The sequence below is a fragment of the Streptomyces sp. NPDC002004 genome, from assembly GCF_053593975.1.
Map to the genome: position 1 here is coordinate 1 of NZ_JBSFDP010000013.1, position 11,314 is coordinate 11,314.

Annotated in this window: 10 protein-coding genes; 5 read left to right on the forward strand and 5 right to left on the reverse strand. The window is 73.5% G+C overall.

Annotated features, from left to right (window positions below; all coding sequences use genetic code 11):
• Nucleotides 1–94 precede the first annotated feature (94 nt).
• On the reverse strand, nt 95–763 hold the full coding sequence (locus tag ACWCP6_RS20525; RefSeq protein WP_450933892.1) for a TetR/AcrR family transcriptional regulator: 669 nt from the start codon (nt 761–763) through the stop codon (nt 95–97).
• Nucleotides 764–855: 92 nt separating this feature from the next.
• Here ACWCP6_RS20525 and ACWCP6_RS20530 point away from each other — a divergent pair, with 92 nt between their 5' ends.
• Both ACWCP6_RS20530 and ACWCP6_RS20535 read left to right on the forward strand, forming a co-directional pair.
• Nucleotides 856–2,070, forward strand: coding sequence for an FAD-dependent monooxygenase (locus tag ACWCP6_RS20530; RefSeq protein ID WP_450933893.1), 1,215 nt, complete (start codon nt 856–858; stop codon nt 2,068–2,070).
• 77 nt (nt 2,071–2,147) lie between these two features.
• The gene (locus ACWCP6_RS20535) at nt 2,148–3,053 is read left to right on the forward strand and encodes a Gfo/Idh/MocA family protein (protein ID WP_450933894.1); all 906 of its coding nucleotides are present in this window, start codon (nt 2,148–2,150) and stop codon (nt 3,051–3,053) included.
• Here the strand turns inward: ACWCP6_RS20535 and lnt are convergent.
• Nucleotides 2,977–4,581 (reverse strand): apolipoprotein N-acyltransferase, encoded by a 1,605-nt coding sequence (lnt, locus tag ACWCP6_RS20540; RefSeq protein ID WP_450933895.1) that lies wholly within the window; start codon nt 4,579–4,581, stop codon nt 2,977–2,979. The genes ACWCP6_RS20535 and lnt overlap by 77 nt on opposite strands.
• 400 nt (nt 4,582–4,981) lie before the next feature.
• The gene (locus ACWCP6_RS20545) at nt 4,982–5,506 is read right to left on the reverse strand and encodes a nuclear transport factor 2 family protein (protein WP_450933896.1); all 525 of its coding nucleotides are present in this window, start codon (nt 5,504–5,506) and stop codon (nt 4,982–4,984) included.
• Nucleotides 5,507–5,814: 308 nt separating this feature from the next.
• On the opposite strand from ACWCP6_RS20545, the gene ACWCP6_RS20550 reads away from it, so the two are divergent.
• On the forward strand, nt 5,815–6,801 hold the full coding sequence (locus tag ACWCP6_RS20550; RefSeq protein ID WP_450933897.1) for an LLM class flavin-dependent oxidoreductase: 987 nt from the start codon (nt 5,815–5,817) through the stop codon (nt 6,799–6,801).
• A gap of 45 nt (nt 6,802–6,846) precedes the next feature.
• Here the strand turns inward: ACWCP6_RS20550 and ACWCP6_RS20555 are convergent, their stop codons facing one another.
• The gene (locus tag ACWCP6_RS20555) at nt 6,847–7,305 is read right to left on the reverse strand and encodes a winged helix-turn-helix transcriptional regulator (RefSeq protein ID WP_450933898.1); all 459 of its coding nucleotides are present in this window, start codon (nt 7,303–7,305) and stop codon (nt 6,847–6,849) included.
• A gap of 133 nt (nt 7,306–7,438) precedes the next feature.
• Here ACWCP6_RS20555 and ACWCP6_RS20560 point away from each other — a divergent pair, with 133 nt between their 5' ends.
• Nucleotides 7,439–8,608 carry a thiolase family protein gene (locus tag ACWCP6_RS20560; protein WP_450933899.1) on the forward strand — a complete coding sequence of 390 codons (1,170 nt, stop codon included), beginning with the start codon at nt 7,439–7,441 and terminating at the stop codon, nt 8,606–8,608.
• A 57-nt stretch (nt 8,609–8,665) separates the two neighbouring features.
• Here ACWCP6_RS20560 and ACWCP6_RS20565 read toward each other — a convergent pair whose 3' ends face one another.
• Complete coding sequence (locus ACWCP6_RS20565) at nt 8,666–9,340, reverse strand: TVP38/TMEM64 family protein (protein ID WP_450934078.1); 675 nt, start codon at nt 9,338–9,340, stop codon at nt 8,666–8,668.
• 691 nt (nt 9,341–10,031) lie between these two features.
• On the opposite strand from ACWCP6_RS20565, the gene tuf reads away from it, so the two are divergent.
• Nucleotides 10,032–11,210: an elongation factor Tu gene (tuf, locus tag ACWCP6_RS20570; RefSeq protein ID WP_450933900.1), complete on the forward strand. Its 1,179-nt coding sequence runs from the start codon at nt 10,032–10,034 to the stop codon at nt 11,208–11,210.
• The last annotated feature ends 104 nt before the right edge of the window (nt 11,211–11,314 follow it).

The following is an 11,314-nucleotide window of genomic DNA, read 5'->3' on the forward strand; positions in this document are numbered from 1 at the left end:
GGTCACTCTCCCGGGTCTGCCGAGCGCCTGAAGTTGACGTAGGGTTCAAAGCGGAAGCACAAGATCGACGAGCCCCGCCTCGTGGCGCGGGCCGTCAACCGCCCAGCATGCCCCCGAGCAGCTCCTTGAAGCCCGTGCGCAGTTCGTCCAGGGTCGGGACCGCGGCGTGGAACGAGCCCGCGGCACAGGAGAACATCAGCCCGTCGCAGTACGCCACGAGTGACAGCGTGTGACGTTCCGGATCCGGTGACCCCGCCGCCCGCAGCACCTCGGTGAGCGGGTCGCGGAACTGCCGCCCGGTGGCGTCGTAGAAGGCGCGCAGCTCCGGCCGCCGTGTGGCCTCGAGCGCCAACTCGTACCGCGAGACGAGCAGTTCGCGGTGGTCCGTCAGGTAGCGGTGTAGGGCGAGTGCCAGGGCGTTTGTGAGCGAGGCCGGGCCGCGTGCGGGGTCGGGCAGCTCGTCGACGGTGAGGACCTGTGCCTCGCGCTCCGCCTGGCGCCGCACGGCGGCCTCGAGCAGGGCCAGCCGGGTCCGGGCGACATTGGAGGTGGAGCCCTGCGGAAGCCCGGCCGCCTCGTCGACCGCCCGGTGCGTCAGCCCGCGCATGCCCCGCTCGGTGAGCAGCGCGAGCGCCGTGTCGGCGACGAGGGTGGCGCGGTCCTCGCCGGGCAGGCCCCGCGGCTCCCGCGCCTTCCGGGGACCGGAGCTGCTCCGGGCCGGGCGGTCCGCGGACGAGGGGTCGGCAGGGGTGCGTACGGACATGACGGCCAACCTATCGCCATCTGTCCGTTTCACTACGGGTGTAGTACGGTCGGGATGACAGGTCACTACAGATGTAGTTTCGGGGAGAAGTCATGTCCGCAGAGGCGTCCGGGTCCCACGCAGTCGTCATCGGCAGCGGCATCGGAGGGCTGACCGCAGCCGTCGCGCTGCACCGGCGGGGCTGGCACGTGACCGTGCTGGAGCGGGCCGCGTCGCTCGAACCCGCGGGCGCCGGCATCGGTCTCGCCCCGAACGCTCAACGCGCACTGGACGTCATCGGGCTCGGCGACGAGATCCGCGCGCTCGCGGCCTGGCAGGGCGACGGAGGCATGCGCACCCCCGCGGGCCGCTGGGTCAACCACACCCACGCGGACGCCGCGCGGGAGCGGTTCGGCGGGCCGCTGGTCCTGGTCCACCGCGCGACCCTCGTCGAGCGGATCGCGGCCCGGCTGCCCGACGGCGCCGTGCGCACCGGCGCGCCCGCCCGGCTCCTGGACTCCGGTGCCGCGGGCGGCCGCAGGGCCGTCGTCGGCACCCCCGGCGGCGAACTGGAGGCGGACCTGGTGATCGGCGCCGACGGCATCCGCTCGGGTGTACGCGGTGTCCTGTTCCCCGAGCACCCCGGGCCGACGTACGCGGGGCTCACCGCCTGGCGCGTCGTCGTGCCCGCTCCCGAACTGCCCTTCGCGCCCCACGAGACCTGGGGGCGCGGCGCCATCTGGGGAACCCAGCCGCTGAAGGACGGCCGGGTCTACGCCTACGCCGCGGCTGCCGTCCCCGAGGGCGGGCATGCCCCCGACGGCGAACACGCCGAGCTGCTGCGCCGGTTCGGTGACTGGCACGACCCGATCCCCACGATCATCGCGGCCGCCGCGCACGGCCCCGTGCTGCGCAACGACGTCCACCACCTGACCACGCCGCTGCCGGCCTTCCACCGGGGCAGGACGGTGCTGGTCGGCGACGCCGCGCACGCCATGGCGCCCACCCTGGGCCAGGGCGGGAACCAGGCCATCGAGGACGGGATCGTGCTCGCGCACCACGCGCCCCCCGGCGCCGACCCCGCACTCGCCGCGTACTCCGCCGACCGGCTCCCGCGCACCACGGCCGTGGTCCGCAAAGCCGCCCGGGCCGCCCGCCTCGCCGCGGTCGGCAGCCGCACGGGCGTCGCGCTGCGCACCGGTCTGGTCGCGGCGGTCTCACGCTTCGGGCCGGGCCTGGTACTGCGGTCCTTCGACGGCATCGCGGACTGGCGGCCTCCGCAGCAGCCGTATGCTTCCGAGGCACGGAACACGTCCCGCACCGCGTGAGCCACCCGGGTGGTGGCCGGGCCCTCCCCGGGCCGACGGCGCGCCGGGGCCCGTACGACGACACGAGGTGAAGTTCGGTGAAGGTCGGCTGCATCGGTCTCGGAGACATCGCGCGGAAGGCGTATCTGCCGGTGCTCACCGCCCTGCCCGGCGTCGACCTGCACCTCCAGACACGGACCCCGGCCACCCTCGCGGACGTCGCCGCACGCCACCACGTCCCCGACGAGCGCTGCCACACCGACCTCGCCTCGCTCCTCGCGCAGGACCTCGACGCCGCGTTCGTCCACGCGCCGACCGGCGCGCACCCCGAGATCGTGGCCGGGCTCCTCGAGGCGGGCGTCCCGACCTATGTGGACAAGCCGCTGGCGTACCAACTCGCCGATGCGGAGCGGCTCGTACGGCTCGCAGAGGACCGGGGCACGAGCCTCGCCGTGGGCTTCAACCGGCGCTACGCACCTGCCTATGCCCAGTGCGCCGACCACCCGCGCGAGCTGATCCTGATGCAGAAGAACCGCATCGGGCTGCCCGAGGAGGCCCGCACACTCGTCCTCGACGACTTCATCCATGTCGTGGACACCCTGCGGTTCCTGGCGCCGGGCCCCGTCGACCACGTCGCGGTGCGGGCCCGGGTCCGGGACGGGCTGATGCACCACGTCGTGCTGACGCTCGCAGGGGACGGTTTCACCGCGCTGGGCGTCATGAACAGGCTCAGCGGCTCGGCGGAGGAAGTCCTCGAAGTGTCCGGCCAGGACAGCAAGCGACAGGTGCTGAACCTGTCCGAGGTCACCGACCACAAGGGCCAGCCCACCCTGCGCCGCCGCGGCGACTGGGTGCCGGTGGCCAGGCAGCGTGGGATCGAGCAGGCGGTCCTCGCCTTCCTGGACGCCGTCCGTGCGGGCAAGGTGCTCAGCGCCCGGGACGCCCTGGCGACCCATGAGCTGTGCGAGCAGGTGGTACGAGCGGCCGAGCAGCAGAGCGCCTGAGGGAACGGGCGCCCTCCGCCGCGCAGAACAGCGTGATCACCACGAGCGCTCCGGGCACCGGCCAGTCGCCGTAGCGGACGTAGGGCGTGACGCCCCCCGAGAGCGGCACGTCGTACACCGCCGCCGTGCTCGCGCTCGTGGGAAGCCAGGAGCCCACCCGCTCTCCGTCCGGGCCGTACACGGCCGAGACGCCGGTGAGCGTGGCATGCACCACGGGGCGGCCCGTCTCGGCGGCACGCAGCGCGGCCAGCGACGCGTGCTGCTCCGGCGCCCAGCTGTGCTGGAACGTCGACGTCGACGACTGCACCACCAGCAACCCCGCGCCGTCCCGGGTCAGATTGCGGCTCATGTCGGGGAACGCCGACTCGAAACAGATCAGCGGTCCGAACCGCAGCCCGTGCCCCGCGTGCATCACGACCTGACGCGAACCGCGGACGCGGTCCTCCCCGGCGGCCCGGCCCACCGAGGTCGCCCAGCCCAGGACCGAACGCGCCGGTACGTACTCGCCGAACGGCACGAGCCGCATCTTGTCGTAGCGGTCCCCGGTCGGCCCGTGGGAGCCCACGAGCACGGCGCTCTTGTAGATGCCCGGCCCGTCCTGACCACGGACCCCGGGGCGGCGCGCGTCGACGTTCACCAGTACATCGGCGCCCACCCGGCGGGACAACGTCGCGACCCGGGCGGTCAGATCGGGGCGTTCGGCGAGGTTGTATCCGACACTGCTCTCGCCCCACACCACCAGGTCGGGGTGCTGACCCACAAGGGTCCGGGTCAGCGCCTCCTCCCGGTCGAACCGGTGCTGCGCGCTCCCGGGCCCGTCGATCACACCGGGCTGCACCACTGCGACACGGACGCTCCCCTCCGGCTCCGGGCGAGGAGCCCAGGCCCACGCCGCGGAGGTCACGGCCGCCGCGGCGACCAGCCCCGCGACGGCGGGCGTGCGGGCCGGCCGGTCCACGACGAGCAGGGCGAAGCCGGTGTTCACGGCGACGACGAACAGGCTGACGAGCCACACCCCGCCGAGCGACGCGAGCCGCAGCGCGGGCGCCACCTGCCACTGGCTGGAGCCCAGCAGGCCCCACGGGCCGCCCAGCCCCTGCCAGGACCTGACCAGTTCGATCAGCAACCAGCCCGACGGCACCACCACGAGCGCCGCGGCGGCCCGGCCCGGCGCCGGCGCGCCGCCCACCAGATGGTGCACCAGCCAGCCCCAGGGCGCCCACAGCAGACCGAGCAGTGCGGCGATGACGACGGTGAACACGTGCAGACTGGGAAGCAGCCAGTGGTGCACGGCCAGGATGAAACCCAGTCCGCCGAGCCATCCGTCGTACACCGCCCGGCGCTCGGTGCGCGCGGACCGGATCAGCAGCATCCACGGGACCAGGGCGACGTAGGCGAACCACCACAGGGCCGGTGCCGGGAAGGCGAGGGCCGGCAGCGCGCCCGCCAGGACGGCCAGGGCGCCGCGCCGCCAGGGGGAGCGGAGGAACCGGGGGCCGAGGAGCCGGTGAAGGCGGTCGAGCGGCACGCGGTGCCAGGGCCGACGGGCGTCCCTACGGCCGGCCGTGGGCCGGGAGCCGGGGCCGGGATCCGGGGGCCGGGCCGGTCCGGCCGCGGAGGAGGGAAGGCTGTCCTGTTCCGGCGCGGGCCGCGGGGGGCGGGAACGGCGCACGCCCTGCGCGAACCGGAGGGCACGAGGAAGCCCCGCGAGGGCCGGACGCTGCCCCCGGCTCCGCGCGACACCCCGAACGAGGCCTTGTCCGGGCCGTCGCGCACCGTCGTCGTCGAGCACGTTCATGCCCGCCTCCTCGCCCGTCGGCGCCCGGTGCGTGCGCGTCCAGTGTGCGCGCTCCGGGCGATGCCGGACAGGGGGCCTTCCCGGGCATCGCCCCAGGAGTCGCGGGGCTGCGGCACCCGCGGATGTGGCGTCAGGAGTCGCGGGGCTGCGGCACCCGGGCGCCCGCCCCGCCGGACGCCTGACCCGGCCCGGGGACACGGCGCCACTTCTCCTCCACCACGACCCGGCTCAGCCGCCACCCGTCGGCCGTACGCCTGAGCGAGAAGGTGTAGCGGCCGCCGCACACGAAGTCGGGCACCACCGAGCCGCCGCCGCTCTCGCCGTCGGCCGCGAGCCGCATGGGATTGACGTAGTCGGCCCGCACGCCCGCCGTGTCACCCGTGTCGTGCTCCAGGGTCCCGAACCGGACCATCCGGTTCACGATGAGGTGCTGGCGCATGGGGAACAGCTCCATGGTCCGCGCCAGCCATGCGGCGATCCGCTCGGCATCGCCCTCGATGCCGCCGGCGGACCGGTAGTCCGCGCGCCCGTCCGCCGTGAAGAGCTGCCGGTACGCCTCCCAGTCTCCGTCGTCCACGGCCACCGCGTACTGGGTGACGAGGGCATCGATGGAGAGCCGGTCGATCACCATCGCGAGTTCCACGCGCTGCGTCATCGGCTCAGTGTTGGGCACCCGCCCGGCCGTTCCAAGAGGCGTGCGCAGAATCGCCCCGACCGGGCGACTCCCTGGCGCGAACCACGAACCATGTGACCGGAACCGGGCCGCGGGCCGCACGCGTGCGCCGACCCATGGGCGTGCGCGTGCGCGGTGTCCCCGTGCGGCGTCGGAACGACCGGTGACAGGGCCGTCGAGTCACTTCCCGATTCGTGCGGAGAACTTGGCACTTGGAGCCGGTGGAGCGGTCCGAACGGCGTCGCCGCGATACGGCGGGGCCTCCGATGGACGCTTCCTATACTGACCGGATGATCACTGTTCCGCTCAGTGCGCTCGAGGTCGCCATGGTCCAGGCGGGCGCCTCGGCCGCAGACACGTTACGCGACACCGCCGAGTTCGCCCGGCGCGTCGACGCCCTCGGTTACCGGCGGCTCTGGTACGCCGAGCATCACCATTCCCCGGCCATCGGCGCGTTCCCTCCTGTTGTACTGACCGCGCACGCGGCCGCGTTGACATCGTCCGTCCGTCTCGGTTCCGGGGGCGTTCTCGCCCCGAACCACGCCCCGATCATGCTCGCGGAGCAGTTCGGCACGCTGGCCGCGCTGCACACGGACCGGATCGACCTCGGCATCGGCCGTGGCCCGGGTACCTTCGACGAGCCGACGGCGCGGGCCCTGCGGCGTGGAGCCGGACCGATATCGGACGACGAGTACCGCGACGACGTGTCGGCGACGCTGCGTTTCCTGGTGGACGAGGTCGCGCTCGGCCCGCTGCCGGAGCCGTGGCTGCTGTCCTCGAGCACGGCCGGCGCCGCGCTCGCTGCGGAACTCGGACTGCCGATCGCCTTCGCCCATCACATTCGTCCCGACAACACCCTCGCCGCACTCGATCACTACCGCGAGCACTTCTCCCCCTCCCGCTGGTGCGAGCGCCCCCGGGTGCTGGTGTGCGTGGAGACGGTGTGCGCCGAGACGCAGCAGGAGGCGGACCGGCTCGCCGGCCCGATGAACGTCGTCAAGGCCGGGCTCCTCAAGGGACGCGGCGACATCCCCTTCCCCACGCCCGACCGGGCAGCCGGCCACTCGTTCACCGCTGAGGAGGCGCAGGCGCTGGAAGGCTTCCGCGCCCAACAGGCATACGGCTCACCCGAGACGGTCGCGAAGAGCCTGACGGACCTGGTGGACCTGACCCGTGCGGACGAACTCATGCTGGTGACGCCCGTCTACGCGTTGGCCGACCGCCTGCGGTCGTACGAACTCGTCCACCGGCACATCATGATGCCGACGGCGGCATAGCGACGATCACGCTGCCGCGGCGCCGCCGCCCGCCGCGGGGCGTCGTCAGGCGGAGACCGGGCCCGTCGCCGTCCAGCCCGGGGCCTGCGGATGCGCCGCCAGATCCTGGTGCCGTACCTCCTCGCCGCAGGCCGAGCAGGTGACGGCGGCTCGCAGCTCGTGACCGCAGCTGTGCTCGAGGATCATCGGACGCCGGTCGGGGTGCAGGTGCCGGTCGCCCCAGGCCATGAGGGTCAGCAGGACCGCCTCCAGCTCCAGGCCCGCGGCCGTCGCCCGGTACTCGAAGCGCTGCGGGCGCTCGCTGTACGGCACCTTCTCCAGGATCCCCGCGTCGACGAGCCGCTTCAGACGCGTCGCGAGGATGTCGCGCGGCGCCCCGATGTTCCGTACCAGCTGGTCGAACCGTCCTGCGCCCAGCGTCACCTCGCGCAGCACCAGCAGGGAGTACTTCTCGCCCACGAGGGCGAGCGTGTCGGCGATCGAGCAGGGACGCGGATCCTTCATGCGCCTCAGTCTAGGGGAGGGTTCGTTTTTCCAACCCACTTGGCTATAGTGAGTTTGGTTTTCCAACTTATTCACGGGTGGTCCCGCTGCCGCAGCTCCCGGGACCCCCTCGCCGGCCAAGGAGGCCCGCGCCATGCGTGACGCCGTCATCGTCGAAGCCGTACGCACCCCCATCGGGAAGGGCAAGCCGAACGGCGCGCTCGCCCCGGTCCACCCCGTCGAACTCCTCGCCCACACCCTGCGCACCCTCGTCGAGCGCAGCGGCATCGACCCCGCCCTGGTCGACGACGTGATCGGCGGCACCGTCGACCAGGTCGGCGAACAGGCGATGAACACCACCCGCTACGCCCTGCTGTCGGCGGGCTTCCCCGAGTCCGTGCCCGCGACCACCGTGGACCGCCAGTGCGGCTCCTCCCAGCAGGCCGTCCACTTCGCCGCCCAGGGAGTCATGTCGGGCGCGTACGACCTGGTCGTCGCCTGCGGCGTCGAGTCGATGAGCCGTGTCCCCATGTGGTCCAACGTGCCCGCCGGCGCCGACCCCTTCGGGCCCGGCGTCGCCGCGCGCTACCCGGAGGGCCTGGTGCCGCAGGGCATCAGCGCCGAGCTGATCGCGGCCAAGTGGTCCCTCACGCGGGAACGGATGGACGCGTTCGCGGCCGCCTCGCACCGGAAGGCTGCGAAGGCCTGGGACGCGGGTCTGTTCGACGCCGAGGTCGCGCCGGTCGCGGGGCTGACCCGCGACGAGTCCGTGCGTCCGGCCACCACCCCCGAGATCCTCGCGGGCCTCAAGCCGTCCTTCACCGACCCGGTCTTCGCCGAACGCTTCCCGCAGATCGACTGGTCCGTCACGGCCGGCAACAGCAGCCCCGTCAACGACGGCGCGTCCGCCGTCCTCATCACCAGCAGCGAGACCGCCGAGCGGCTCGGACTGCGCCCCCTCGCCCGGCTGCACAGCTTCGCCGTGACGGGCTCCGACCCGATCCTGATGCTCACCGGCATCCTGCCCGCCACCGAGAAGGTGCTGAGCAGGGCGGGCCTGCGGCTGGACGACATCGACCTGTTCGAGGTGAACGAGGCCTTCGCCAGCGTGGTCCTCGCCTGGCTCCAGGAGACCGGCGCCGACCCGGAGAAGGTGAACGTGCACGGCGGCGCCATCGCCCTCGGTCACCCGCTCGGCGCGAGCGGCACGCGTCTGATGACCACCCTCGTCCACGCGATGCGGCTGCGCGGCGCCCGTTACGCCCTCCAGACCATGTGCGAGGCGGGCGGGCTCGCCAATGCCACGATCCTCGAAGCGCTCTGACGGCGCGAGCCGGCCGTCGGGGGTGTCCTGCCGATCACGTCGCAGGACAACCCCGGCCTAGGGGGTCTCGCGCAGATGGTGCCGCTTGCGCCACGCGACGACGGCCGCGGCCAGGCCCGTCACCGCGATGAACCCCATCGCCAGCAGGAACGCGGGCGACGTCGGCGCCGAAGCACGGGCACCGGCGACGACGTACGCCGCGGTGTTCGGGACCGAACCGAGGAGCGTGGCCAGGAGAAACGGCAGCCAGCCCATGCGCGAAACGGCGGCGCAGTAGTTCGCCGCCCAGAAGGGGACACCGGGGAACAGCCGGGCCGCCATCATCGAGCGGAAGCCGTGCCGGCTGAGCTGCCCGTCCACGGCCCTGAGCCACCGGGCGCGCAGCAGCGGCCGCAGCGCGTCCTGCCCCAGCGCCCGGCCCAGCCCGAAGGCGATCCAGGCGCCCAGTACCGTGCCCGCGAGCGACACGCCCAGACCTGGCGCGGAACCGAAGACCGCACCCGCCGCGAGGTTCAGTATCGGCCGCGGCACGAAGGCGACGGTGCACAGCCCGTACGCCACCGCGAAGACCACGGCCGCCGCCACGCCACCCAGGTGCGGCGGCCAGCCGTGCGCCAGCAGCCGCTGTGGCTCGACGAGGAGCACGCAGCCCCCGGCGGCCGCGAGCAGCACCACGAGCAAGGACAGCCGTGACCAGGGGGAGAGCAACGCCCTCGCCCACCGCAGCAGCATGCCTGCGGGCGCGGCGTCCACGCGCTCGGCGGGCACCGGCCGGTCCTCCACGCACACGGCGTCGAGGTCCGCCGGGGGGACGGAGACTGCGGGGTCGGACATCCGGGGAGGGTAACCGACGAGGGTGTCCGTCTGCCGTACACCCGCGCGGGGCGGGGGCCCCGGGGCGGCCGGGAGCGGTGTGGTCCGCGGGGCAGGGCGGGAGCGGTGTGCGCTGCGGGGCCCGGGGCCGGGAGCGATGTGCTCCGCGGGGCCGGGGTCGGGTGCGGTGCGGTCCGCTGGGCCGGGGGCGGTGTGCTCCGCGTGGACGAGGCCGGGCGGGGTGTGCTCCGCGGGGCCTGAGCCGGGGCAGGGCGCTCCCCGCGGGCGGGCCCTGGCACCGCACGCCACAGCGGAGCGGCGTCGGGGAACAGCCACCGTCAACTTCCCGGCCCCGAAAACCATTCGACGTGCACCACCGCGTCGGCGATGATCGACGACATGTTCCGGCACGCCTTCCTTCTCGCAGCATCCGCAGTCGCGGATGCGCCGAAGGCTGCCGCCCTGATCGTCACGGCTGCTCTCGACGGCGCCCGAAGCTGACCCTTCCCGGATCGTCCGGCGGACCCCGCAGGGGGAGGGTCGGTGAGGCGCAGGGGTCCCCGTCCCGGGTCACCGGGGCTTCACTCTTCACACCCTTCGAGGAACAGCCATGTCCAAGACGGCATACGTGCGCACCAAGCCGCACCTCAACATCGGCACGATGGGTCACGTCGACCACGGCAAGACCACCCTGACCGCCGCCATCACCAAGGTGCTCGCCGAGCGCGGCAGCGACGGCGGTACCCGGTACGTACCCTTCGACCGCATCGACCGCGCCCCGGAGGAGGCCGCGCGCGGCATCACCATCAACATCGCGCACGTCGAGTACGAGACCGACACCCGGCACTACGCACACGTCGACATGCCCGGCCACGCCGACTACGTCAAGAACATGGTCACCGGTGCGGCTCAGCTCGACGGGGCGATCCTCGTCGTCTCCGCGCTCGACGGAATCATGCCGCAGACCGCCGAACACGTCCTGCTCGCCCGGCAGGTGGGCGTCGACCACATCGTCGTCGCGCTCAACAAGGCCGACGCGGGGGACGAGGAGCTCACCGACCTGGTCGAGCTGGAGGTCCGCGAGCTGCTCACCGCGCACGGCTACGGCGGCGACGCCGCCCCGGTCGTCCGGGTCTCCGGGCTCCGGGCGCTCGAGGGCGACCCACGCTGGACGGCGTCCGTCGAGGCGCTGCTCGACGCGGTGGACACCTATGTGCCGATGCCCGAGCGGTACGTGGACGCGCCGTTCCTGCTGTCCGTCGAGAACGTGCTGACGATCACCGGGCGCGGGACCGTCGTCACCGGCGCGGTCGAGCGCGGCACGGTCCGGGTGGGCGACCGCGTCGAGGTGCTCGGGGCGTCCGTGGACACGGTGGTCACCGGCCTGGAGACCTTCGGCAAGCCCATGGACGAGGCTCAGGCCGGCGACAACGTGGCGCTGCTGCTGCGGGGCGTGCCACGGGACGCGGTGCGCCGCGGTCATGTCGTCGCCGCGCCGGGCAGCGTCGTGCCGAGCAGCCGCTTCACTGCGCAGGTGTACGTCCTGTCGGCGCGCGAAGGCGGCCGTACGACGCCCGTCACGACCGGCTACCGGCCGCAGTTCTACATCCGCACCGCGGACGTGGTCGGCGACGTCGACCTCGGCGAGGCCGCGGTCGCCCGGCCCGGCGACACCGTCACCATGACGGTCGAGCTGGGCCGCGAGGTCCCGCTCGAGCCCGGCCTCGGGTTCGCCATCCGCGAGGGCGGGCGCACCGTCGGCGCCGGGACGGTGACCGAGGTCGGCTGAGCGGTCGGGCCGGTTCCGGGCCGTCCGCCTCCCACGCGGTGGCGGTGCTGGTCGGCATGGGCGGAGTCGGCACGACATCGTTGGCACTCCATGTGGCCCACCAG

What these genes read in the sequence shown, in the direction of transcription:
- ACWCP6_RS20565 (WP_450934078.1), bottom strand. Translation starts at nt 9,340, where the DNA reads ATGCTGCTGCGGTGGGCGAGGGCGTTGCTCTCCCCCTGGTCACGGCTG.
- ACWCP6_RS20560 (WP_450933899.1), top strand. Translation starts at nt 7,439, where the DNA reads ATGCGTGACGCCGTCATCGTCGAAGCCGTACGCACCCCCATCGGGAAG.
- ACWCP6_RS20555 (WP_450933898.1), bottom strand. Translation starts at nt 7,305, where the DNA reads ATGAAGGATCCGCGTCCCTGCTCGATCGCCGACACGCTCGCCCTCGTG.
- ACWCP6_RS20545 (WP_450933896.1), bottom strand. Translation starts at nt 5,506, where the DNA reads ATGACGCAGCGCGTGGAACTCGCGATGGTGATCGACCGGCTCTCCATC.
- ACWCP6_RS20525 (WP_450933892.1), bottom strand. Translation starts at nt 763, where the DNA reads ATGTCCGTACGCACCCCTGCCGACCCCTCGTCCGCGGACCGCCCGGCC.
- ACWCP6_RS20550 (WP_450933897.1), top strand. Translation starts at nt 5,815, where the DNA reads ATGATCACTGTTCCGCTCAGTGCGCTCGAGGTCGCCATGGTCCAGGCG.
- ACWCP6_RS20530 (WP_450933893.1), top strand. Translation starts at nt 856, where the DNA reads ATGTCCGCAGAGGCGTCCGGGTCCCACGCAGTCGTCATCGGCAGCGGC.
- tuf (WP_450933900.1), top strand. Translation starts at nt 10,032, where the DNA reads ATGTCCAAGACGGCATACGTGCGCACCAAGCCGCACCTCAACATCGGC.